At 64.4% G+C, this 22,623-nt stretch carries 20 protein-coding genes; 16 read left to right on the top strand and 4 right to left on the bottom strand.

What is annotated here, in order from left to right; all coding sequences use genetic code 11:
* Positions 1–4: 4 nt before the first annotated feature.
* Together LC343_RS20865 and LC343_RS20860 are read right to left on the bottom strand one after the other, a co-directional pair.
* The gene (locus LC343_RS20865) at positions 5–577 is read right to left on the bottom strand and encodes a TadE/TadG family type IV pilus assembly protein (RefSeq protein WP_223479118.1); all 573 of its coding nucleotides are present in this window, start codon (positions 575–577) and stop codon (positions 5–7) included.
* A gap of 114 nt (positions 578–691) precedes the next feature.
* The gene (locus LC343_RS20860) at positions 692–1,168 is read right to left on the bottom strand and encodes a pilus assembly protein N-terminal domain-containing protein (protein ID WP_223479117.1); all 477 of its coding nucleotides are present in this window, start codon (positions 1,166–1,168) and stop codon (positions 692–694) included.
* A gap of 265 nt (positions 1,169–1,433) precedes the next feature.
* Here LC343_RS20860 and LC343_RS20855 point away from each other — a divergent pair, with 265 nt between their 5' ends.
* The 7 genes from LC343_RS20855 to LC343_RS20825 all read left to right on the top strand — a co-directional run bounded on the left by LC343_RS20855 (position 1,434) and on the right by LC343_RS20825 (position 8,067).
* Positions 1,434–1,598 carry a Flp family type IVb pilin gene (locus tag LC343_RS20855; protein ID WP_223479116.1) on the top strand — a complete coding sequence of 55 codons (165 nt, stop codon included), beginning with the start codon at positions 1,434–1,436 and terminating at the stop codon, positions 1,596–1,598.
* A gap of 133 nt (positions 1,599–1,731) precedes the next feature.
* Positions 1,732–3,966, top strand: coding sequence for an AGE family epimerase/isomerase (locus LC343_RS20850; RefSeq protein ID WP_223479115.1), 2,235 nt, complete (start codon positions 1,732–1,734; stop codon positions 3,964–3,966).
* Between the two features lie 174 nt (positions 3,967–4,140).
* The gene (cysK, locus tag LC343_RS20845; protein WP_223479114.1) at positions 4,141–5,217 is read left to right on the top strand and encodes a cysteine synthase A; all 1,077 of its coding nucleotides are present in this window, start codon (positions 4,141–4,143) and stop codon (positions 5,215–5,217) included.
* A 140-nt stretch (positions 5,218–5,357) separates the two neighbouring features.
* Positions 5,358–5,840: a luciferase domain-containing protein gene (locus LC343_RS20840; RefSeq protein ID WP_223479113.1), complete on the top strand. Its 483-nt coding sequence runs from the start codon at positions 5,358–5,360 to the stop codon at positions 5,838–5,840.
* Positions 5,841–5,874: 34 nt separating this feature from the next.
* On the top strand, positions 5,875–6,813 hold the full coding sequence (locus LC343_RS20835) for a LysR family transcriptional regulator (RefSeq protein WP_223479112.1): 939 nt from the start codon (positions 5,875–5,877) through the stop codon (positions 6,811–6,813).
* Between the two features lie 162 nt (positions 6,814–6,975).
* Positions 6,976–7,632, top strand: coding sequence for a glutathione S-transferase family protein (locus tag LC343_RS20830; RefSeq protein ID WP_223479111.1), 657 nt, complete (start codon positions 6,976–6,978; stop codon positions 7,630–7,632).
* A 48-nt stretch (positions 7,633–7,680) separates the two neighbouring features.
* Complete coding sequence (locus LC343_RS20825; RefSeq protein WP_223479110.1) at positions 7,681–8,067, top strand: hypothetical protein; 387 nt, start codon at positions 7,681–7,683, stop codon at positions 8,065–8,067.
* Between the two features lie 38 nt (positions 8,068–8,105).
* On the opposite strand, the gene LC343_RS20820 is transcribed toward LC343_RS20825, so the two are convergent.
* A complete protein-coding gene (locus LC343_RS20820) occupies positions 8,106–8,957 on the bottom strand; it encodes an SDR family NAD(P)-dependent oxidoreductase (RefSeq protein WP_223479109.1) in 852 nt (283 codons plus the stop codon).
* A gap of 273 nt (positions 8,958–9,230) precedes the next feature.
* Here LC343_RS20820 and LC343_RS20815 point away from each other — a divergent pair, with 273 nt between their 5' ends.
* From LC343_RS20815 to LC343_RS20805, 3 genes are read left to right on the top strand one after another with little or no spacing between them, the layout of a single operon-like run.
* Positions 9,231–11,006, top strand: coding sequence for an N-acetylglutaminylglutamine amidotransferase (locus tag LC343_RS20815; RefSeq protein WP_223479108.1), 1,776 nt, complete (start codon positions 9,231–9,233; stop codon positions 11,004–11,006).
* 8 nt (positions 11,007–11,014) lie between these two features.
* Positions 11,015–12,823, top strand: coding sequence for an N-acetylglutaminylglutamine synthetase (gene ngg, locus LC343_RS20810; protein ID WP_223479107.1), 1,809 nt, complete (start codon positions 11,015–11,017; stop codon positions 12,821–12,823).
* Positions 12,824–12,844: 21 nt separating this feature from the next.
* Complete coding sequence (locus LC343_RS20805; RefSeq protein ID WP_223479106.1) at positions 12,845–14,008, top strand: osmoprotectant NAGGN system M42 family peptidase; 1,164 nt, start codon at positions 12,845–12,847, stop codon at positions 14,006–14,008.
* A 9-nt stretch (positions 14,009–14,017) separates the two neighbouring features.
* On the opposite strand, the gene LC343_RS20800 is transcribed toward LC343_RS20805, so the two are convergent.
* Positions 14,018–15,274, bottom strand: coding sequence for a Zn-dependent hydrolase (locus LC343_RS20800; RefSeq protein WP_223479105.1), 1,257 nt, complete (start codon positions 15,272–15,274; stop codon positions 14,018–14,020).
* 121 nt (positions 15,275–15,395) lie between these two features.
* On the opposite strand from LC343_RS20800, the gene LC343_RS20795 reads away from it, so the two are divergent.
* The 6 genes from LC343_RS20795 to LC343_RS20770 all read left to right on the top strand — a co-directional run bounded on the left by LC343_RS20795 (position 15,396) and on the right by LC343_RS20770 (position 22,616).
* Complete coding sequence (locus tag LC343_RS20795) at positions 15,396–16,955, top strand: ABC transporter substrate-binding protein (RefSeq protein ID WP_223479104.1); 1,560 nt, start codon at positions 15,396–15,398, stop codon at positions 16,953–16,955.
* Positions 16,956–17,016: 61 nt separating this feature from the next.
* Positions 17,017–17,961: an ABC transporter permease gene (locus LC343_RS20790; RefSeq protein ID WP_223479103.1), complete on the top strand. Its 945-nt coding sequence runs from the start codon at positions 17,017–17,019 to the stop codon at positions 17,959–17,961.
* Positions 17,961–19,904 (top strand): dipeptide/oligopeptide/nickel ABC transporter permease/ATP-binding protein, encoded by a 1,944-nt coding sequence (locus LC343_RS20785; RefSeq protein ID WP_223479102.1) that lies wholly within the window; start codon positions 17,961–17,963, stop codon positions 19,902–19,904. Before LC343_RS20790 ends, LC343_RS20785 begins: the two co-directional genes overlap by 1 nt.
* Entirely contained in the window at positions 19,897–20,880 is a 984-nt protein-coding gene (locus LC343_RS20780; protein WP_223479101.1) for an ABC transporter ATP-binding protein, read from the top strand. The genes LC343_RS20785 and LC343_RS20780 overlap by 8 nt, the downstream gene beginning before the upstream one ends.
* Before the next feature lie 6 nt (positions 20,881–20,886).
* The gene (locus LC343_RS20775) at positions 20,887–21,669 is read left to right on the top strand and encodes a FadR/GntR family transcriptional regulator (RefSeq protein WP_223479100.1); all 783 of its coding nucleotides are present in this window, start codon (positions 20,887–20,889) and stop codon (positions 21,667–21,669) included.
* Entirely contained in the window at positions 21,666–22,616 is a 951-nt protein-coding gene (locus LC343_RS20770; protein WP_223479099.1) for an acetamidase/formamidase family protein, read from the top strand. The genes LC343_RS20775 and LC343_RS20770 overlap by 4 nt, the downstream gene beginning before the upstream one ends.
* Positions 22,617–22,623: the final 7 nt, after the last annotated feature.

Here is a 22,623-nt window from a genome sequence, read left to right as displayed (position 1 = left end):
TGTCCTAGAATGGCTCGTTTTGCCAGGTCACGGAGGCATAGAGCAGCGTCTTGCCGTCCGGCAGGTTGGACATGGAGGATTGCATCACATCGATCAGTACCGGCCATTTGTAGAAGACGCGCAGCGAGACGATCGAGTTTTCCATGCCGGGATCGTATTTGAACCCGGTCGTATCGATGTCGCCATTGCCGTCATGCGGGATTTCCTTGGGCACTTCCGCGAAGCTGTTGTAGGACTGCAGGTCCCAGACGAGACCGCTGCACTTGCTGCCCGACATGACGGAAATCTCGTCGCAGATCTTCTGGCCGAACTGGCTCTTTGTCGTGTTGGCGAGCGTCAGCTGGCCGGTCCGGATTTCGCGCGAAATCGTGTCGACGGCATTGCTGACCACCTGTTGCGCGGTGAAAGAGACCGTCGTTTCGATGATCGCAAAGGACAGGAAGGCGAAGGGCAGGGCAAGCATCGCGAACTCGATCGCTGTCGCGCCGCTCTGGTCGCGACGCAAGGCACGGACGGCATCGGCAAGGTGCCGAATGGTGTTGAGCGCGCGTGACGCCATGATGACCCCGAGGAACATACTCGTTCCTGAATAGGCCGAAATGATTGAGGAATCGTTGTCGCGACGGCTAAGAATATGAATGTGCCGCTACGGCAGGAGCCCGGAATGCGGGCCCGGATCTCGATATCGCCGTCAGTCTTGTTCTTTCGCCCGGTTTGCCAGCCGCACGGCCCGGATGGACTGCACCTCGGCTTCCGTCAGATAGGCTTTCTCGCAATAGGGTTCGCAGGACAGAGTCTCGATATTGGCCTGCCTGTAAATACGCAGGGCCGTCCCGTTCTCGCGCGAGACCGCGATGCGCTCGTCGAGGATCGCGTTCCCGTCGACGTCGAGGATGACCATGTTGGTCTGTCCGAAGCCGCGTCCCGTCAGCACCAGCGTCTGTGAGTCGCGTACGGTCGCGTCGGCGATTTCCGGATTGCCGATGATCACGGTCGCTGCCGCCTGAGACAGCTTGACGATCTTGGCATGGTTCAGCACGACGCGGATGCCGGGCTCGGGAACGGCGTTCATGGCAAGGAAATCCTCTTCGGCGACAGCGGCCGACATATTGAGGAGGGCGCCTGCGACCGCCATTGCGGCCAGTCCGGATCGAATGCCCATGAACATGCCTGTACTCCTTGCAAACTCGGGCCCCAATATCGCCGCGAATGATGAACGAAGATTTAACCATAAGCGGGCTGCGCGGACGCCGCCGCACGCACCCGCCGAAAGCTACGATTTGTTCACTATGAAAGCCCGTTTGGCGGGTTAAAGCTTTGGCAACCCTGTTCCTTAAGCGGGTGGCAAGAGCAGCCGTGTAGTGTCCAGCCATCCGATCAATGCCCGCAGAGTGTTGACGGGTGTGCTGTGTAAACGAGTAAGGAGCTCAACAATGTTCGCACGCTTCATGAAAGACGAGTCCGGTGCAACCGCAATCGAATACGGTCTGATCGCTGCCCTGATCGCCGTTGCCATCATCACCGGCGCCACGACGCTTGGTTCGAGCCTGAACGCCAAGTTCAACGCTATCGGTACCAAGGTCGGCTCGACCGCCTAAGTGTCGCGCCGCTTTGGCGGCACTTGACAAACAATCGCGGCCTGTCCCCTAACCGGGGGCAGGCCGTTTTCGATTCCCTTGCACGGCAGGGACGACGGGAATTCGGTCCCGAACCGACATCCAGGGCTTAGCCATGAACCGGGAAACAGCCGACATCTCAGAACGCGCGAACAAGAAAGCCGGCACGGTCGCCGTCACGCCGGTCATCCTGTGCGGCGGCGCGGGGTCGCGCCTGTGGCCGATGTCGCGCGAGGACAAGCCCAAGCAGTTCCACGCCCTGGTCAATGACCGCAGCCTGCTCGTCAACACGATCGAGCGCATGGTGCCCGCCGTCGACGAGATCGCGTTTCGCCCGGTCCGGGTCATCGGGTCCGCCGCGCTTGGCGACGCGCTTGAGAAAGAAGTCGCCCGCGCGCCGGTTCGCCCGGACGTGCTGGTGCTCGAACCCTGCATCCGCGACACGGCGGCGGCCGTTGCTGCCGCCATCGTCGAAAGCGATCCTGACGAATTCCTCATCGTTCTGCCGTCCGATGCGCGCATCGACGATGTTGCCGGTTTCCAGAAGACCGTCGCCGCGGCGGCCCGCCAGGCGCGCGCCACCGACGCGATCATGACCATCGGCATCACGCCGTCGCGCGCCGAGACGCAGTACGGCTATATCGAGAAGGGCGAACCGCTCGGCGAGGGGTTCAGCGTCACCCGCTTCCGCGAGAAGCCGGATCACGCCACCGCCGAACGCTATCTGGCGAGCGGAGATTTCCTCTGGAACGCCGGCATTTTCCTGTTTCGCGCCGGACGGCTCGCAGATGAATATGCGCGGCTGCAGCCGGAAATCTGGGATTGCGCCCGAAAGGCCGTAGAAGAGGGCGTTCGCGACGGCGCGAAACTTTTGCTCGATCCCGAGGCCTTCGCCGCCTCGCCGAAACTTTCCATCGACTATGCGATCATGGAACAAGCCGGCAATATCGGCGTCGTGCCCGCCATGTTCGACTGGGACGATCTCGGATCATGGGCGCAGCTCTATGAGGGCGCCTCCAAGGACGACGCGGGCAACGCGTTGTCCGGCGACGTCATCACCGTGCAGGCCTCCAACAACCTCGTTCGTGCTCGTGGCGCCTCGGTCGCGATCGCCGGTGTCGAGGATCTCGTGGTCGTCGCCGAGGACAACAAGATCCTCGTCACGCGCCGCGACTGCACCCACCTGGTCAAGAATGTCACGCAGGCCTTCAAGGAGCGTGGCGACGACACCCACCCATCGACGGTTCGCTCGTGGCTGTTCGAGACCGCCTTGCCCTACTGGGCCGAACACGGCATCGACCGCGTCCATGGCGGCGTCCACGAGGCGCTGACATTCGATGGTGAGCCGGCGCCGCACGAAGCCAAGCGCCTGAGAGTGCTGGCGCGCCAGATCTACTGCTTTTCCCGCGCCAAGCTGATGGGCTGGCCGGGTGACGCCGATGGCGTGCTGGAGCATTGCTTCCACACGCTGACGACCACTGGCTGGCATGGCGACGGCGGCTGGATTCACCTGTTCAATCCGGACGGGTCGGTGCGCGACGAAACCCGCGACACCTACGACCACTGTTTCGTGATGTTCGGCCTGGCCTGGCTCTACCGCGCCACCGGAAAGCCCGAAGCGCGCGAATGGGCCGACTGGACCCTCGATTACATGGACCGGCATCTCGCCGATCACGCCCATGGCGGCTACTACGAGACGGACGGCCGCAAGCTGCCGCGCCGCGCCAACCCGCACATGCATTTCCTCGAGGCGATGATGGCGTGGTACGAGGCGACGGGCGAGGAGAAGTTCCTGGACCGCGCCCAGGCGATGGTCAGGCTGTTCGACCGGCATTTCTTCGACAGCGCCACCGGCACGCTGTCGGAATTCTTCGACGCCGACTGGACGATCAGCCGCAAGACCCCCGCCGAAGCCCGCATCGAGCCCGGCCATCACTACGAGTGGGCATGGCTGATCTCTCGCTTTCTCGATTATCGGCCCCTTCCGGGTGTCGATGCCAAGGCGCGACAGCTTTTCGCGACCGCCGCCACTTTCGGCCATCACCCGGCCACCGGGGCGGCCGCCGACGGGTTGCAGCCGGACGGTTCCGCCGTCGAGCCGCATGCCCGCCTCTGGCCGCAGACGGAGGCTCTGAAGGCGGCGCTCGCTTTCGAGAAACGCGGTCTCGGTTCCGCCGCCGCCTTGCGCCGCCGCATGTTCGACGTGCTGTTCGCGTACTACCTGAACGGTCCCGTGCCCGGCGGGTGGTACGACGCTATCGACGAGGAGGGTCACGTGACCGCGCCGGACATGCCGTCATCGAGCTTCTATCACGTCTTCTGCGCGCTCGCGGAATACGCCGAAAGCTGATCCGCCGGTCTGCCTCGTTTGGAATTTCGTTCCGGATCCTTGCCCTGATCGAGAGGAATATGCCTCCAGCAGCCGCGCTGTCGGAATGACGGCGGTCCACGCCTGTCGGTAACCGTGCTAAGTTGTCGCACCCGAAAAACACGCAAGGCGCTCGAAACGCCTGAGGAGGCAGCAATGACCGGCAAGCTCAGAACCACCAGTGGCCGCGGGCGGCTATACGAAAGCGTTCTCGACACGATCGGCGACACCCCCGTCATCCGGATCAACTCGCTCGCGCCGGATCACGTGACCGTCTACGTCAAGGCGGAGGCGTTCAACCCCGGCGCCTCGGTCAAGGACCGTCTCGCCGTCAACATCATCGAGGCAGCGGAACGCGAGGGCAAGCTGAAGCCGGGCCAGACGGTCGTCGAGGCGACCAGCGGCAACACCGGCATCGGTCTCGCCATGGTCTGCGCCGCCAAGGGCTATCCGCTCGTCATCACCATGGCCGACAGTTTCTCGGTCGAGCGCCGCAGGCTGATGCGCATGCTCGGCGCGAAGGTCGTTCTCACGCCGCGCGCCCAGAAGGGGTTCGGCATGTACCAGAAGGCGGCTGAACTGGCCGAGAAGCACGGCTGGTTCCTGGCTTCCCAGTTCGAGACGTCGGCCAATGCCGAAATCCACGAGGCGACGACCGCCCGCGAAATCCTCGGCGATTTCGGCGACGGGCGGCTCGATTACGTCGTCACGGGCTACGGCACGGGCGGCACGGTCTCCGGCATCGGACGCGTCCTGCGCAAGGAGCGGCCCGACACGAAGATCATCCTCAGCGAACCGGCCAATGCCGCGCTCATAGCGAGCGGCACGGCGCAGGAGCGCACGCCGGATGGCGCGCCGGCCGCCAGCCATCCCGCCTTCGAGCCGCACCCGATCCAGGGCTGGACGCCGGATTTCATCCCGCTTGTCCTGCAGGAGGCGGTCGACGGAAAATACTACGACGATCTGATCCCGGTTGCGGGGCCTGACGGCATCGCATGGTCGCGCAAGCTGGCGCAGAAGGAAGGCATCTTCACCGGCATCTCCGGCGGCTCCACCTTCGCGGTGTCGATGAAGATAGCCGAGACGGCCGAACCGGGCTCCGTCATCCTGTGCATGCTGCCGGACACCGGCGAACGTTATCTCTCGACCCCGCTCTTCGAGGGCATTCCGGAGGATATGGACGACGAGGAGCGCGAGATCATGCGTTCCACCCCCGGCTACCACATGGAATAGCGCGAACCCCGGAAAATCCGGGCTGCCGCTTTCAGGGTTCGGTTTTTCCGAACAGGCAGTCCGGTATTTCACCTCTAGCCGCCAAACCTCCTTCGCGGAACACTGCCGGAATTGAGTTCACGACAGCGAATGAGATTCCGATGGCCATTCACCTCGCAAGGCGCAGCGGTGCGAAACCCGAAACATCGGTCGAGATTCCGCATCGGCAGTTGGACCAGAACGCACCGGTCGAATTGCAAGAGCGGCTGTGGGACCGTATGCGCGGGCTTCCGGGCGTCGAGACCGGGCAAAGCCTGATTTCGGTCCCCGGCGCGCGTGCGATCTTCGCCTGCGATGACGGGGTGGCGTCGGTTTGCCCCGATTGTGTGATGAAAGGCCTGGAATTCGCGCATATCCATCCCGCGCAGGACGGCAGCCTGCATGCCTGTTTGCCCGAACACGCGAGGGTCGAGGCGATCGAAAAGGGCTGGGCGGAACCTCATCCCTGGGTCGCGCTCGGCCGCATCGCCGCGTCCAACGTGATGCTCTACGGTCCTCGCGACGAAGCCGAACTCGAAGTCGTCTGGTCGCTGGTCCGCGCAAGCCACGAATATGCGACTGGATTGCCGGAGCTTGTCGGTTAGGATCATCCCATCACCGGGAGGAACCCGATCCGGCATGATTCGAAGCGAACTGATCGCAACATTCGTTCTGATCGTCGACTGCGGCAGCCTCAACGCGGCAGCGGGGCGGTTGCGGCTTTCGCGCTCCGTGGTCAGCGATCGTCTGAACGCGCTTGAGGCCGATGTCGGCACGCAGCTCATAACCCGGTCGACCCATGGTCTCAGCCTGACGCGCGCGGGCGAGGTTTTCCTGCGCCATGCCCGCGAGATTGCCACAGCCATGGAGGTCGCCCGCAACGATGTCGCGAGCGCCGGCGGCGAGATCAGCGGCTCGCTGCGCATCGCCGCCCCCGCCGCCCTGACCGGCGATTGGCTGGTCCCGGTCTTCAATGATTTCCTGCAGGAAAATCCGCTTGTTTCGATCGAACTCTCCGTGTCGGACAGGTCGGTGGACATCGTCCAGGATGGTTTCGATCTCGCGATCCGTGGCGGCAATCTCTCCGATTCGGCATTGCTCGCACGCAAGATCACGTCCTCGCACCGCGTCGTCGTCTGCAGCCCGGATTATCGCGATCGCCGGGGCGTGCCCTCGTCGCCCGCCGATCTGGCCGGCCACGAGTGTATCGGCTACCGCAACAGGCGGGTGACCCAGGACTGGACGTTCCGGACCGCGAAGGGCATCCGCTCCGAATGGGTCACGGGCCGGTTTCAGGCCGATGATGGCGTTACACTTGGCCGCGCCGCCGTCGCCGGCGCCGGCGCCGGCATCGTGCTCGTCCCGACCTTCATCGTGTCGCGGGATCTGCTCGCCGGCCGTTTGATCACCGTCGATCTGGGCGCGGAGGTGGAATCCATTTCGGTTTCGGCGGTTTATCCCGCCGCCAATGCCGGCCTGCCCCGGTTGCAGGCGCTCATCGATCACCTGCGCAAGGCGCTCGGCGATCCGCCCTCATGGGACCTTGCGCTGGCCGATGCCGGCCTGATCCAACTCTAGAGCCTTACGCGATCCGCTTTTTGCGCCCCGCCGTCCGGCGCGTCGATCACCATCCGCCATGGCTGTTCGGAAATTTCGGACACCACGTTCGGAGTTTATTCGGTAGTCCCCGATCACCGGTCCACCGATGATCTCCCTGGTCAAACACCAGGGAGGCTCCCCATGAAACTCTATATGAACCCGGTATCCACCACGTCGCGGCCGGTCTCGCTGTTCGCGGCCGAGGCCGGCATACCGCTCGACGAGATCGTCATCGACCTGATGACCGGCGAGCACAAGGCGCCTGACTTCGTTGCCGTCAATCCGAACGGCCTCGTGCCGGTCCTCGACGATGACGGTTTCGTCCTGACGGAAAGTTCCGCAATCCTGAAATACCTCGCGCAGAAGACGAACTCGCCGCTCTACCCGGATGACCTGCAGGAACGGGCGCGGGTCAACGAGGCGATGGACTGGCTGAACGCCAATTTCTATCGCGACTTCGGCTTCAACTACGTCTACCCGCAGATCATGCCGCATCACCGCCGGCGCACCGACACCGGCAATGCCGATGTCGTCACCTGGGGCTATGAAAAGTCATGTGAATGGCTCTCGGTCCTCGACCGGCATTTCATCGGTCCGAAGTCGGATTACATCTGCCTCGGGCGGCTGACCATCGCGGATTTCATGGGTGCCGGTATCGTCGGCCTCGGCGAAGTCATCGGTTTCGACTTTTCGCCATATCCGCATATCATGCGCTGGCTCGCGGCCATGAAACGCCTCGAACACTGGGACCGGGTCAATGAGGCCTTCCACCGGATGGTGGCGGCCGAAGCGGCCTGATCCCTTCTGGTCTGACAAATCGATAATCAAAAAAAAGGACCCCCAATCATGCCGAAAATCTCGAAACTCTTCTTCAAGACAGCGATCCTGTTCCTCCTGGTGGGGATCGCGATCGGCCTCAAGATGTCGATCTCAGGCGTTCACAACGTCACCGGCGCGCATGCTCACGCCAATCTTCTGGGCTGGGTGACGATGGCGATCATGGGCGCGTATTACGCCCTCGCGCCGGCCAAGGCGGAAGGCCGCCTCGCGATGGTGCAATACGGTGTCTACACCCTCGGCGTGCTGATCATGATCCCGGCGCTTTACATGCTGCTGCTCGGCAACCCGCAATACGAACCGCTGGTGGCCGGCGGCTCGCTGATCACCTTTGCAGGCGTGATCCTCTTCGCCTTCATCATCTTCTCCGGCGAACGCCAGGCGGCCAAGGCCTAGGCCCGACGCGGAAAGGGCGGCGGCTCGCCGCCCGATCCCTATTTCTCCTCCAGGAAAGCCTTGAAGGCCTCGTCGTAATCCGGGTGCCAGCGCGACAGCGGCGGGCGGTTCTCGACGATGTCGCCCGCAGCCCACAGGATCCGTCGCTCGTCCACGCTGCGCGGCACGTCATTGTCCGGGCACAGGATGTAGAAGTCGCCGGCTTCCAGGCTTTGCATCATGAAGTCTACCGTCTGGTCCGGCGTCCATGCACCGGCCGGTTTCTCGGCCCTGCCGCCGCGCGTCAGTTCGGTGAAGACGAATCCCGGGATCAGCAGATGCGCCGAGATCGCGCAGCTCTCGCGGTTGCGCAAATCGTGCTGCAGAGCCTCGGTGAATGCCTTCACGCCCGCTTTCGACACATTGTAGGCCGGGTCGCCCGGCGGCGTGGTGATGCCCTGTTTCGACCCGGTATTGATGACAAGCCCCGGCCGTCCGCGCTCGATCATGCCGGGCACGATCGCCTGCACGCCGTTGATCACGCCCCACAGATTGACGCCGATGACGCGCCGCCAGTTCTCGGCCGGCCCGAATATGGCGCTGCCGGGTTGGATGCCGGCATTGTTCATCAGCACGTCGATCGACCCGAACCGCGCCAGAACGTCGGCCTCCAGCCGCTTGAGATCGTCCATTTGGCCGACGTCGCATTCCAGCGCCATGACGCTTTCCATGCCTTGCGGTGCGACCTCCGCGATTTCGCCTTCCGCCGCGGTCAGCCGTTCCGCGCCGAGATCGGCGATGGCCACCTTCAGGCCAAGGCTTGCGAAGGCCTTTGCGGCTGCGAGGCCGATACCGGCCGCGCCTCCGGTCACGATGGCGACGGCGCCGGGAACCAAAACGGGGTGGTTCATGTTTACCTCCTGCATTTCGCGACAGTGGCGTGGATCGAATGACGGAACCTGATAACCCGGTGAGCATGTTACGGACTGAGCATGGTATGGGCAATCGACGGCAAAGTCTCTCATTGTGCGCCGCACTATCGAAATTTGCCTTACTGCGCGGGGATGTCTACGTATTGAACATATCCGCATGAATCGCGCTTCGCCGCGATTTTCGCCCGCGTGGCCGGCGATCCGCCCGATTTTGGCCGCGTGACAACAATCACGAGGGAAATACAACCGAATATGTGTGGAATTGCCGGAGAAATCCGTGTCGACGGTGCGTTTGCAGATACAGCCGCCGTTGCGCGGATGACCGAGATGCTGGCCCCCCGCGGGCCTGACGGAAGCGGGCTCGTCGCCCAGGGTCGCGTTGCCTTTGGCCATCGCCGCCTCAAGATCATCGATCTGTCCGAAAAGGCCGGCCAGCCGATGACGGATTCGGCGCTCGGCATGACGATCGTCTTCAATGGCTGCATCTACAACTATCCGGAGCTTCGCGAGCAGCTGATCGCCGAGGGATACGATTTCTTCTCGCATGGCGACACCGAGGTCGTCCTCAAGGCCTTCCACAAATGGGGCGAGGCCTGCGTCGAGCGCTTCCACGGCATGTTCGCCTTCGCGATCCACGAACGCGACAGCGGCGCCGTGACCCTTGCGCGCGACCGGTTCGGCATCAAGCCGCTCTACTATTCGGAATCGGGCAAGCGGATCCGCTTCGCTTCCTTCCTGCCGGCGCTTCTCAAGGCGGGCGACGTCGATACCGAGATCGACCGCGAGGCGCTGCACAACTACATGAGCTTCCACGCCGTCGTGCCGCCGCCGCGCACCATCCTGAAGGGTGTGCGCAAGCTGCCGCCGGCGACCACGCGGCGCATCGAGGCGGACGGCACGGCGACCGACCGCACCTACTGGTCGCCGCCTTATCAGCGCCGTTCGGAAGACACCGGCCTGACCCGCAATGACTGGCGCGACCGCGTCCTCGAGGCGCTGCGCGTATCCGTGCGCCGCCGCATGGTGGCCGACGTGCCGGTCGGTGTGCTCCTGTCCGGCGGCGTCGATTCCTCGCTGATCGTCGGCCTGCTCGCCGAGGAAGGCCAGAAGGACCTGATGACCTTCTCCATCGGCTTCGAGGAGGCCAATGGCGAAAAGGGCGACGAGTTCACCTATTCCGACCTGATCGCCGAGCGGTTCGGGACCGATCACCACAAAATCTTCGTGCCGTCGGCCGATCTGATCGGCCATCTGCCCGACACGATCTCCGCCATGTCCGAGCCGATGGTCTCCTACGACAATATCGGATTCTTCCTGTTGAGCCGCGAGGTCTCGAAACACATCAAGGTCGTGCAGTCCGGGCAGGGCGCCGACGAGGTCTTCGGCGGCTATCACTGGTATCCGCCGCTCGCCGATTCCAACGATGTTGTCGGCGACTATGCCAAGGTGTTCTTCGACCGCAGCCACGAAAAGCTGAAGACGCAGCTGGACGGCCGCTGGTTGGCCGACACCGATGCCAGCCTCGATTTCGTGCGCGAGCATCTCCTGCGCTCGGGCGCGGCGACCTCGGTCGATCGCGCGCTCCGGCTCGATTCTCACGTCATGCTGGTCGACGACCCGGTCAAGCGCGTCGACAACATGACCATGGCCTGGGGGCTTGAAGCCCGCGTGCCCTTCCTCGACCACGAACTGGTCGAACTGGCGGCGACCATCCCGCCGGAATTCAAGCTGCACGACCAGGGCAAGGGCGTTCTCAAGGATGCCGCCCGCCTTGTCGTCCCGCATGAGGTGATCGACCGCAAGAAGGGCTATTTCCCGGTTCCGCAGCTCAAATATATCCAGGGCGAATATCTCGACATGGTCAGGGATGCGCTCGGGTCGCAGGCGGCGCGCGAGCGCGGCCTTTTCCGGCAGGATTACCTCGATGCGCTGTTCGCCGATCCGGCGAGCCATATCACGCCCCTGCGCGGCTCCGAGCTGTGGCAGGTCGCGCTACTGGAAATGTGGTTCCAGTCACACGGAGTTTGAAGACCGGCATGGGCAAGGAAAGCGACGGTTCGAAACCCGGCTCCGGCCCGCGTTCCAGGCAGACGAGCGATGCCTACAAGCATCGCCTGAAGCGCATGCGCGACCAGGGCCTGAAACCGCCGATCGCGCGCCACGGCGGCGACAAGACGAAGACGACGCCGCAATTCGCGCTGGATTGCGGCTGGGGAAGGCTCGTCTTTTCCCAGACCTTCGAGGACTCCGGCGCGATGATCGCGGCGCTGCGCGGCGAACAGCCCGACCGGCGCGATATCGCGGTCTATGTGCGCAATCCGCATGTTCTGCTCGCCAACGCCCCGCAGGAACTCTTCCTCGACCCGTCCCACACCTACCGTCTCGACCTGTCGCGCTATCGGGCGTCGAGAAAGAGACCAAAGGGATATTTCATCCGGCGGCTGACCTCGCAGGCAGACGCCGAGGCGATCAACCGCATCTATGCGGCGCGCGGCATGGTCACGGTGCCGCCCGAGTTCTTCTGGGCCAAGCGCGACGCGCGCACCATCATCTACTTTGTCGCCGAAGACGAGAAGACCGGCGAGGTGCTCGGCACGGTGACCGGCGTCGATCACATGCGCGCCTTCGAAGATCCGGAACGCGGCTCCTCGCTCTGGTGTCTCGCCGTCGATCCCTCGGCGCGTCATCCGGGCATCGGTGAGGCGCTGGTGCGGCGGTTGGCGGAGTATTTCACGACGCGCGGCGCCGCTTTCCTCGATCTCTCGGTGTTGCACGACAACGAGCAGGCGATCGCGCTCTACGAGAAGCTCGGTTTCCAGCGCGTTTCCTTCTTCTCGGTCAAGCGCAAGAACCCGATCAACGAGACCCTGTTCACCGGACCCGCCGACGATCAGGCCCTCAATCCCTATGCCCGCATCCTCGTCAACGAGGCGCGCCGGCGCGGTATCCATGTCGAGGTCGTCGATGCCGAGGGCGGCTTCTTCCGGCTGACTCATGGCGGCCGCTCGGTCCTGTGCCGCGAGAGCCTGTCGGAACTGACATCCGCCGTCGCCATGTCGATCTGCGACGACAAGTCGGTGACCCGCCGCATCGTCTCGGCGGCCGGCGTACGCGTGCCCGAGCAACTTGCCGATGGCGCCAGCCCCGATGAAATTTCGGAATTCGTCCGCCGCTGCGGCAAGGTCGTGGTCAAGCCGGCGCGGGGCGAGCAGGGCCGGGGTATCTCCGTGGGCCTGTCCGAGCTCGATGAGGTCGAAAAGGCGATCGCCGCCGCCCGCCAGGTCTCCGACACGATCCTTCTGGAGGAATATGTCGAGGGCGAAGACCTTCGCCTCATCGTCATCAATTTCCGTGTCGTCGCCGCCGCGGTCCGGCGTCCGCCGGTGGTTGTCGGCGACGGCGAGCGCACCATCCGCGAACTGATCGCCGCACAAAGCCGGCGCCGCAAGGCGGCCACGGGCGGAGAATCGCGGATACCCCTCGACGAGGAAACCGAACGCACCGTGCGCGACGCGGGCTACGGTCTCGACGACGTCCTCGACCCGGAGGTCCACGTCGCCGTGCGCAAGACCGCAAACCTGCACACCGGCGGCACGATCCACGACGTGACCGACATCGTCGACCCGGTTTTGGTGGAGGCCGCCATCGAGGCTGCCCGGGCGATCGACATTCCGGTCACAGGCATCGACCTGATGGTGAAATCGCCGAGCCGGCCCGATTACGCCTTCATCGAGGCAAACGAGCGCCCCGGCCTCGCCAACCATGAACCGCAGCCGACGGCGGAACGTTTCATCGACTTGCTGTTTCCGTTATCGGTACCTGCATCGGTCAAGCGAATACGATAAGAAAATTGGGGGTGTCGACCTATGTCACGACTGGCGATTGATCACGAATACCTGCTCTCGGTCCTGGAGAAGATGCTGCACATCCCCAGCCCGACCGGCTTCACCGATTCCATCGTCCGTTTCGTCACGTCGGAACTGGAACGCCACGGGCTGACAGTGGAAATGACGCGGCGCGGCGCGATCCGCGCGATCCGGCCCGGCAAGCGCGAAGAGGGCGCGCGCGCCATCGTCTCGCATCTCGACACCCTCGGCGCGCAGGTCAAATACCTCAAGGACAATGGCCGCCTTGAAGTCGTTTCCATCGGGCATTGGTCGGCGCGTTTTGCCGAGGGCGCGCGTGCCGAGGTCTTCACGGAGAGCGGCAGCTATCGCGGCACGATCCTGCCTCTGAAGGCGTCCGGCCACACCTACAATGACGAAGTCGACAAGATGCCCATCGGCTGGGAAAACGTCGAATTTCGCATAGACGCGCTGGCGCGCGACAAGGCCGACATCGAACGTCTCGGCATCGAGATCGGCGACATCATCGCCATCGATCCGCAGCCCGAATTCCTCGACAACGGTTTCATCGTGTCCCGTCACCTCGACAACAAGGCCGGCGTCGCCGTGATGCTGGCGGCGCTCAAGGCGCTGCAGGACGAGGAGGTCGAGACACCCGTCGATATCCATTTCCTGTTCACGATCGCGGAGGAGGTCGGCGTCGGCGCGTCGTCCGTTCTGACCCACAACATCGCCTCGATGATCACGGTCGACAATGGCACGACAGCGCCGGGCCAGAACTCCGACGAGTTCGGCGTGACCATCGGCATGGCCGACCAGACCGGCCCGTTCGACTATCATCTCGCCAAGAAGCTCGCGAGCCTGTGCCGGGAAAACGAGATCCGTTACCAGAAGGACATCTTCAAATATTACCGGTCGGATTCCGCCAGCGCCATCGAGGCCGGCGCTGATGTCCGCACCGCGCTGATCACCTTCGGCGTAGACGCCTCGCACGGTTACGAGCGCATCCACACCCACGCGCTACGGTCACTCGCGGAACTGATCACCGCCTATGTCGTCAGCCCGGTGATGATCAAGCGCGACTTCAAGGAGACGTCGGGCGTCAAGGGCTTCACCCGCCAGCCCACCGGCGAGGCCGAGCAGGACCTGTCGCCGGATATCGAGGACAAGGAACTCAGCGAGTAATCTCGCAGATCACGACGAGAGCCGCACGAGGGCGTTCAGCATCAGCTGGGCGCCCTTTTCGATATCCGCCCAGTCGCTCCATTCCTCCGGCGCGTGGCTGATGCCGTTGCGCGACGGGATGAAGACGAGACCGGACGGGCAGACCGATTGCATGGTCTGGGCGTCATGACCGGCGCCGGAGGGCATGTCGAGCGCCGCATGGCCCAGCGTGCCGGCTTCCTCCATCAACATGGCGTGCAGCTCGGCATCCAGCGCGACGGGCGAAAGCCAGCTCTTCTCCTCGATCGACAGCGCCAGCCCGTGCCGGGCGGCAGCGGTTTCGAGTTTCGTTCGCACCGCGTCGCGCAAGCCCAGCATCACCTCTTCGGACGTGTCGCGCAGGATGATCGAGAATTCGGCCGCGCCGGGGATCGTGTGCGCATGGTTGGGATGGACCTCAACCTTGCCGATGGTGATCCGGCTTTGCTCTGTTCCGTGAATGGCGATCGTGTCGGTGATCGTCCCGGCAAAATCCGCGAGCCCGGCGAATGCATCGGCGCGCATCTCCATCGGCGTCGTGCCCGAATGGTTCGCCACGCCGTCGAAACGCACCTGCAGGAAACAGACGCCCGACACGGCATTGGCGATCCCGAGCGGGATTTCGGCATGTTCGAGCACCGGTCCTTGCTCGATATGCAGTTCCAGGAACGCGGAGATCGAGCCCGGCGCCCAGCCGGCGTCGAGCGCCCCGAACGCATCGAGCCCCTGATCCCGCATCGCATCGACCAGGCGGACGCCATCCGCGTCAGAGGCCTGCTCGATCCAGTCGCGCGTGACCCGCCCCGCGATTGTCTGCGAGCCGAGCATGCCGCCGAAACGGCCTTCCTCCTCGGCCGTCGCCGCGACGACGATGGCGGTCTTCGGCACATGGCCGGCGGCACGCAAGGCGCGCACGCATTCCAGCGCCACGCAGGCGCCAAGCGATCCGTCGAAGGCGCCGCCTTCCGGCACGGTGTCGAGATGCGAGCCCGCCATGATGCACGGACCGGTCTCCGGTCCGAAGCGTCCGAACAGGTTGTTCACCGCGTCGCGGCTGACTTGCAATCCGTCACTGCCCATCTCGCGGGCGAACCAGTCGCGCACGGCCATGTCTTCGCCGGAATAACCGACACGATTGTAGCCGCCGGTTACTGCGTTGAATCCAAAGACGTTTACGCCGTCGAGCAGGCGACGCAGTCGGTCGATATCGATGACGGGCGCAGTGTGGCTCATGGTGCGGACGGGCATGCCTTCCATTTTCCGGGCAGGTGACGGATCAAGGATGCACAAAAATTTATCATAATAAATGCTTGCATGAATTTTAATTTTCCGAATTAATTGAATCCCATCTGCAACGATGGAGATCGCCATGAAGAGACTTCTGGCCGCTGCGGTAACAGTCGCATCGCTCGCATTCGCCTCACCGTCCCTGGCACAAACGCCGCCAAATGTTCTGGTCGTAGGCCAGATCGCGGAGCCCAAGTCGCTCGATCCTTCCGCGGTCACCGCGCAGAACGACTTCCGCATCCTGCTCAACATGTATGACGGCCTCGTGCGCTACAAGGACGGCACGCTGGAAGTCGAGCCCGCGCTGGCCGAAAGCTGGACGATCTCCGATGACGGCCTGACTTACACGTTCAAGCTGCGCGAGGGTGTGTCCTTCCACGACGGCTCGCCGTTCAACGCGGAGGCGGTCAAGTTCACCTTCGAACGCATGCTGAACGAGGATCACCCCTATCACGACACGGGGCCGTTCCCGCTGGCCTTCTATTTCTCCTCGATCGACACCGTGACCGCCATTGACGACACGACGGTCGAGTTCAAGCTGAAGGAGCCCTACGCGCCCTTCCTCTCGAACCTCGCTTATGCGACCGGCCTCATCGTTTCGCCCAAGGGCGTGATGGACAATGGCGCCGATTTCGGCCGCAACCCGTCGGGCACCGGCGCGTTCAAATTCGCCGAGTGGGAAGCCAACTCGAAAGTGGTGGTCACCCGTAACGAGGATTACTGGGATGGCGCCGCGCCGCTCCAAGCGGTGATCTACCGCCCGATAACCGACACCAACACCCGCATCGCCGAGATGCTTTCCGGCGGCATCGACGTCATGCCGGAAGTCCCGCCGGACAGCCTGCAGCAGTTCCGCAGCGATGCGAACTACACCGTCTACGAACAGGTTGGCCCGCATGTCTGGTTCCTCATCCTCAACGCCAAGGAAGGCCCGTTCGCCAACAAGGCGGTGCGTCAGGCGGCCAACTACGCGATCAACAAGACCGCGCTGGTCGACAACATCCTGCAGGGCACGGCTGCTGTGGCCAACGGACCGACGCCGCCGGCCTTCAACTGGGCCTACAATGAAAGCCTGGAGCCCTATCCCTACGATCCGGAAAAGGCCAAGGCGCTGCTCGAGGAAGCCGGCTATGACGGCGAACCGGTGACCTTCTACGTCACCGAGGGCGGCTCCGGCATGCTCGATCCGATCGCCATGGGCACGGCCATCCAGGCCGATCTCGAAGCCGTCGGCATGGACGTCAACATCGAGACCTACGAGTGGAATACCTTCCTCGGCAAGGTCAATCCCGGTCTCGAAGGCAAGGCCGACATGGCCGAAATGGCCTGGATGACCAACGATCCGGACACGCTGCCCTTCCTGGCGCTGCGCTCCGAGGCCTTCCCGGACAAGGGCGGCTTCAACTCCGGCTACTACTCCAATCCGGAAGTCGACGAACTGCTCAACAAGGCGCGCCAGGCCACCGATCAGGGGGAACGCGCCGAGCTCTACAAGAAGATGCAGGAAATCGTGCAGGAAGACGCACCCTGGGTCTTCGTCGCCAACTGGAAGCAGAACGCCGTCACCAAGGCGAGCGTCGAGAACTTCAAGCTGCAGCCTTCCTTCTTCCTGATGCTTCAGGACGTGGCGAAGCCGCAGTAACGACGACGAGCCGCCGGCTTGCGGGCCGGCGGCTTTCCCCCATTCTCACGCGGAGCCCGCCTTGTCGGCCTATATCGCCAAGCGCCTTCTGGCTGCGATCCCGGTCATCTTCGGCCTGACCATCATCGTCTTCCTGATCATGGCGATGATCCCCGGCGACCCGGCGACGGCCATTCTCGGCTCCTACGCGACCCCGGAAAACGTCGAGAAGCTGAACCGCGATCTTGGCCTCGACAAACCTCTCGTGCAGCAATACTTCATCTGGCTCGGCAACATGCTGCAGGGCGATTTCGGCCGCTCCTACACGCTCAATCGCCCGGTCATCGACGAGGTTCTGGAGCGCTTCTCGGCGACGCTCATCCTCGCCGGAACATCGCTCGTCCTGTGCTCCGTCCTCGGCCTGATTGCCGGAGTGATCTCCGCCGTTCGGCAATATTCCTGGGTCGACAAGGCCATCACCTTCGTCGTCCTGATCGGCATCTCCGTGCCGTCTTTCTGGCTCGGCCTCCTGCTGATCCTCGTCTTCGCCGTCAATCTGAAGTGGTTTCCTGCGTCTGGCATGTACGCCATCTATGGCGGCGGCGATCTGCCCGATCTTCTCAAGCACCTCTTTCTCCCGGCCCTGACGCTCGCCGTGGTCGCCACCGGCGTCATCGCCCGGCTGACCCGCACCGCGATGCTGGAAGTTCTGCGCCAGGATTTCATCCGCACGGCCCGCGCCAAGGGCGTCACCGAAAGCACCGTCATCTACAAGCATGCATTCAAGGCGGCATTGGTCACCGTCATTCCCGTGATCGGCATCCAGGCCGGCTTCGTGCTCGGCGGAGCGGTCTATATCGAGACCGTGTTCCAGTGGCCGGGCATCGGCTCGATGCTGGTCAAGGCGATCTCGACGCGTGACCTGCTGCTCGTGCAGGGCGGCGTTCTGGTCGTTGCCAGCGCCTATGTGCTGTTCAACCTCGCCGCCGATGTCGTCCAGACCATACTCGATCCGAGGTTGCGCTGATGGCCGAAGCGACCGCCACGACCGCCGCCCAGAAGCCGGCGAAGAAGCCGAAGGGACGCCCGGACAGCCTGTCGCTGTTGCTCAACAACACGCTGGCGACCGCCGGTCTGGTCGTTTTCGCACTAATCGTTCTGGCCGCGCTCGCCGCGCCGCTTCTGCCATTGCCGGATCCGGACGCGACAGCGCCCGCCGACCGCCTGCTGCGTCCCTTGGCTGAAGGCCATCTGCTCGGCACCGACGCGCTCGGCCGCGACATCCTTTCGCGCCTGCTCTGGGGCACGCAGGTCAGCCTTCTGGTCGGCATTTCCGCCACGCTGATCGCCGCCTTCTTCGGCTCGCTGATCGGCCTTGTCGCCGGCTATGCCGGCGGCCGCGTCGATACGCTGCTGATGCGCGGCATCGACATGGTCATGGCCTTTCCCTACATTCTTCTGGCGCTCGCCATCGTCGCCGTCCTCGGCCCCGGCCTCCTGAACGCGCTCTACGCGATCGCCGTGGTCAACATCCCCTTCTTCGCGCGCAACATCCGCGGCATCGCGCTCGGCCTGTCGCGCCGCGAATTCGTCGATGCGGCGCGGCTGTCGGGCAAGTCGAACGCGCAGATCCTGTTCATCGAGGTGCTGCCCAACGTGCTGCCGGTGATCATCATCACCATGTCGACCACGATCGGCTGGATGATCCTCGAAACGGCGGGCCTCTCCTTCCTTGGTCTCGGTGCGCAGCCGCCCCAGGCCGATCTCGGCTCGATGCTTGGCGACGGCCGCAAGATCCTCTTCACCGCGCCGCATGTCTCGATCATCCCCGGCGTGATGATCTTCGCCCTGGTCATGAGCATCAACCTGCTCGGCGACGGCGTGCGCGACGTGCTCGACCCGCGCCTGAAATCCGGCGCGCTGACAAGGCCCGTGGCGCGCACCGCCGTCATGCGCGAGGACGTCCCGGACGTCACGCCCCGTCCGGACACCGTCCTCGACGTGCGCGGCCTGAAGACCGAATTCCGCTTCGGCGGCGAAATCTACAAGGCGGTCGGCGGCGTCGATCTTGCCGTCGGGCAGGGCGAGTGCCTTGGCGTTGTTGGCGAATCCGGCTCCGGCAAATCGGTGACCGCGATGTCGATCATGGGACTGGTCCCCACGCCGCCCGGCCGTATCGCCGGTGGCGCGGCGCTGCTCGATGGCGAGGATCTGTTTGCCGCCTCCGACGAGCGAATCCGCAAATTGCGCGGCTCCGCCGTCTCCCATGTCTTCCAGGATCCGCTTTCGACGCTGCATCCGCTGTTCACCGTCGGCGACCAGCTGGTCGAGGCGATCCAGGCGCATCAGCCGCTGTCGAAAAGCGAGGCGACCGCCAAGGCCGCGGACCTGCTGAAGGTCGTCCGCATCCCCAATCCGGCGGAACGTTTGAAGGCCTATCCGCACGAGCTCTCCGGCGGCATGCGTCAGCGCGTCTGCATCGCCATGGCGCTCGCCGACGACGCGAAGATCATCATCGCCGACGAACCGACCACCGCGCTCGACGTCACCGTGCAGGCGCAGGTGCTGTCGCTGCTGGATACGCTGCGCAAGGAAAAGAATGCGGGCATTCTCTTCATCACCCATGATTTCGGCGTCGTCTCGGCGATCTGCGACCGCGTCGCCGTGATGTATGCCGGCAAGTTCGTCGAAACCGGCACGACCGAGGAAATCCTCAATTCCCCGGCCCATCCCTACACCGCCAAGCTGATCGATTGCGTTCCGGTTCTCGGAGAGCCCGAACGCCGTCTCGACGCCATCGAGGGCCGGCCGCCCGTGGTCAACAACCTGCCGGTGGGATGCGCCTTCGCGGCGCGCTGTCCGCGCGCGCAGGACGATTGCCGCGCCGCGCCGATCCCACTCACCGAAATGGGCAAGGGGCGAACGGTGCGCTGTATCCACCCGCTCACCGGAGACGATGCCGATGTCTGACGCGCCGCTTCTGTCCATTGAAAAGGCCGAGCGCGTCTTCGGCGGCGGCCGGTCCCTGTTCGGGCAGCCGAAACCGGCGGTCCACGCCGTGCAGGATGTCACCATCGAGGTGCGCAAGGGCGAAACGCTGGGCGTCGTCGGCGAATCCGGCTGCGGCAAGTCCACGCTCGCGCGCATGATCGTCGGTCTCGATGCGCCGACAGGCGGCCGCATCGTCTTCGACGGACGCGATCTCGTCGCCGAGGCCGGCCATGATCTGCGCCGCCTGTCGCGCGAGGTGCAATATGTCTTCCAGGACCCGGTCGCCTCGCTCAATCCGCGCAAGACCATCCGCACCATCCTCGAAGCGCCGCTGCGCTATCTGCTCGATCTCGACCGGCCGGCGCGCGAGAAGCGCCTCGGCGAACTGATGGATGCCGTCAACCTCGCGCCGGAATTCCTCGACCGCTACCCGCATGAATTCTCCGGCGGGCAGGCGCAGCGCATCGGCATCGCCCGCGCGCTTGCCGCCGATCCGAAGCTGATCGTCCTCGACGAACCGGTGTCCGCGCTCGACGTCTCAGTGCAGGCGCAGGTGCTCAATATCCTCGACGGTCTCAAGGACCAGTTCGGCCTGACCTATGTCTTCATCAGCCACGATCTCTCGGTGGTCGAAAGCGTCAGCGATCGGGTCGCGGTGATGTATTTCGGACGCATCGTGGAGATTGGCGCGGGAAAAACCATCTTCCGTTCGCCGCGCCATCCCTACACGCATCTGCTGCTGAATTCGGCACCCGCGCCCGGCCGTCGCTCGCTGATCGCGGAGGACGCCAACACGGAATTGCCCGATCCTTACAATCCGCCGCCGGGATGCGCCTTCTACGCGCGCTGCCCCCGCCACACGGATGAATGCAACAGGGCGGTTCCGCCGCTTGCCGGGGCGGCCGGAGACGAGACGCACAGGGCCGCATGTTTCCACCCGCACGAGAGCAAGTGACGCCGCATGGAGGAGAGCGCGCCAAGACCTGAGCCTGTGTCGGTGACGCCGGCGCGCCGCCGAAAGCGTCCCGATATCGCGGCAGACGCGATCCGCGACCGCATCGTCGAGGCGGGTCTGTCGCCTGGCGACCGCGTGCCCTCCGAGTGGCTTGAACCGGAGGCGGTCAAGGTTTCGCGCGGCACGCTGCGCGAGGCGCTCAAGATCCTCGAATTCCAGGGGCTGATCGCCTCCAAGACCGGACCCGGCGGCGGAATCTTCGTTACCGCGATCGCGTCCGACAATGCGATCCGCATGCTGGACAATCTCTTCCTGTTTTCACCGCCCACGATCGCGGACATCTACGCGATCCGGAAGCTGGTCGAGCCGGAACTCGCCGCGTCCGCCGCCACCGGCTCGCTCTCCGTCCCGGCTTTCGAGGCGATGCGCGCGACCATCCGGCTTTACGAGGACGAACCCGCCACGGCGGAGGAGGAATATCGCCAGCGGCTCGCCGAGCTCGATTTCCACGCCGAACTCGCCCGCAACAGCCCGAACCGCCTCCTGGGCTTCGTCGCCGTGTTCCTGCTCTCACTCCTGCGCGACATGACCGTGTGCCGAGAGATCTACCAGGAGCCGCATCCCGAACTGCGCGAGACCGGCCTGCATTACCAGGTCCGCCTCCTGCGCGCGATCCGCGCCGGCGACGCCGACCGGGCGCGCGAGATCATGCGCGACCACATGGTCGAGGCGGAAAAATACATGCTGGAGAGGGCGGCCGTGCGCAAGCGGTCGGGATCGACGCGATGAGCGGACACGCGGCCCCATGGCGCACCATCCACGCCGACCATTGCCATTGCGGCTGGGACAATGCGCTGAAACCGGTGACCACCGTCGCGCCCGGTGAGACGTTGACGCTGCAATGCCGCGACGCGGGCGACGGGCACTACACGAAGAACAGCACCGCCGCCGACATCGCCACCATGGACCCGGGCCGCGTCAATCCGGTCACCGGTCCCGTCTTCATCGATGGCGCGGAACCGGGCGACGCGCTGAAGGTCACCATTCGCGACTTCGCCCCGTCGGGCTTCGGCTGGAGCGCCATCATCCCCGGCTTCGGCCTGCTGGCCGACCAGTTCACCGAGCCGCGCCTGCATCTCTGGAACTATGACCGCACGGCGAAAGCCCCGGCGGTCTTCAACGCCCTGGCGCGCGTGCCGCTCAAGCCGTTCGCGGGCACGATCGGCGTGGCGCTCGCCGAACCGGGCCGGCACGACATCATTCCGCCGCGCCGCACCGGCGGCAACATGGACATCCGCGACATGGCGGCGGGAACGGAGCTCTGGTTGCCGGTCGAGGTGGCGGGCGCGTTGTTCTCCGTCGGCGACACCCATGCCGCGCAGGGCGACGGCGAGGTTTGCGGCACGGCCATCGAAAGCGCGATGGACATCACCGTGACCCTCGATCTGGTCAAGGGCGCCGCGCCGCCATTCCCGCGCTTTTCGACGCCGGGTCCGGTGACGCGCCATCTCGATGCGGCGGGCTACGACGTGACGACAGGCATCGGTCCGGATCTGATGGCGGCGGCCCGCGATGCGGTCTCCGGCATGGTCGATCATCTCGCGCACGCACGCGGCCTCGCTCCGGAGGACGCCTATATCCTCTGCTCGGTTTGCGGCGATCTGCGCATCAGCGAGGTCGTCGACGCGCCCAACTGGGTCGTATCGTTCTATTTCCCGCGCATCGTCTTCGAGTAGCGGCCGC

The sequence above is a fragment of the Oricola indica genome, assembly GCF_019966595.1.
Taxonomy (GTDB): domain Bacteria; phylum Pseudomonadota; class Alphaproteobacteria; order Rhizobiales; family Rhizobiaceae; genus Oricola; species Oricola indica.
This window is presented reverse-complemented; position numbering and strand designations above follow the sequence as displayed.

Bases quoted from the DNA above. Each gene is read 5' to 3' on its own strand.
- LC343_RS20865 (WP_223479118.1), bottom strand. From the start codon at position 577: ATGTTCCTCGGGGTCATCATGGCGTCACGCGCGCTCAACACCATTCGG.
- LC343_RS20785 (WP_223479102.1), top strand. From the start codon at position 17,961: ATGGCCGAAGCGACCGCCACGACCGCCGCCCAGAAGCCGGCGAAGAAG.
- LC343_RS20840 (WP_223479113.1), top strand. From the start codon at position 5,358: ATGGCCATTCACCTCGCAAGGCGCAGCGGTGCGAAACCCGAAACATCG.
- LC343_RS20800 (WP_223479105.1), bottom strand. From the start codon at position 15,274: ATGCCCGTCCGCACCATGAGCCACACTGCGCCCGTCATCGATATCGAC.
- LC343_RS20770 (WP_223479099.1), top strand. From the start codon at position 21,666: ATGAGCGGACACGCGGCCCCATGGCGCACCATCCACGCCGACCATTGC.
- LC343_RS20850 (WP_223479115.1), top strand. From the start codon at position 1,732: ATGAACCGGGAAACAGCCGACATCTCAGAACGCGCGAACAAGAAAGCC.
- LC343_RS20815 (WP_223479108.1), top strand. From the start codon at position 9,231: ATGTGTGGAATTGCCGGAGAAATCCGTGTCGACGGTGCGTTTGCAGAT.
- LC343_RS20795 (WP_223479104.1), top strand. From the start codon at position 15,396: ATGAAGAGACTTCTGGCCGCTGCGGTAACAGTCGCATCGCTCGCATTC.
- LC343_RS20780 (WP_223479101.1), top strand. From the start codon at position 19,897: ATGTCTGACGCGCCGCTTCTGTCCATTGAAAAGGCCGAGCGCGTCTTC.
- LC343_RS20835 (WP_223479112.1), top strand. From the start codon at position 5,875: ATGATTCGAAGCGAACTGATCGCAACATTCGTTCTGATCGTCGACTGC.
- cysK (WP_223479114.1), top strand. From the start codon at position 4,141: ATGACCGGCAAGCTCAGAACCACCAGTGGCCGCGGGCGGCTATACGAA.
- LC343_RS20830 (WP_223479111.1), top strand. From the start codon at position 6,976: ATGAAACTCTATATGAACCCGGTATCCACCACGTCGCGGCCGGTCTCG.
- LC343_RS20860 (WP_223479117.1), bottom strand. From the start codon at position 1,168: ATGTTCATGGGCATTCGATCCGGACTGGCCGCAATGGCGGTCGCAGGC.
- LC343_RS20855 (WP_223479116.1), top strand. From the start codon at position 1,434: ATGTTCGCACGCTTCATGAAAGACGAGTCCGGTGCAACCGCAATCGAA.
- LC343_RS20820 (WP_223479109.1), bottom strand. From the start codon at position 8,957: ATGAACCACCCCGTTTTGGTTCCCGGCGCCGTCGCCATCGTGACCGGA.
- LC343_RS20775 (WP_223479100.1), top strand. From the start codon at position 20,887: ATGGAGGAGAGCGCGCCAAGACCTGAGCCTGTGTCGGTGACGCCGGCG.
- ngg (WP_223479107.1), top strand. From the start codon at position 11,015: ATGGGCAAGGAAAGCGACGGTTCGAAACCCGGCTCCGGCCCGCGTTCC.
- LC343_RS20805 (WP_223479106.1), top strand. From the start codon at position 12,845: ATGTCACGACTGGCGATTGATCACGAATACCTGCTCTCGGTCCTGGAG.
- LC343_RS20825 (WP_223479110.1), top strand. From the start codon at position 7,681: ATGCCGAAAATCTCGAAACTCTTCTTCAAGACAGCGATCCTGTTCCTC.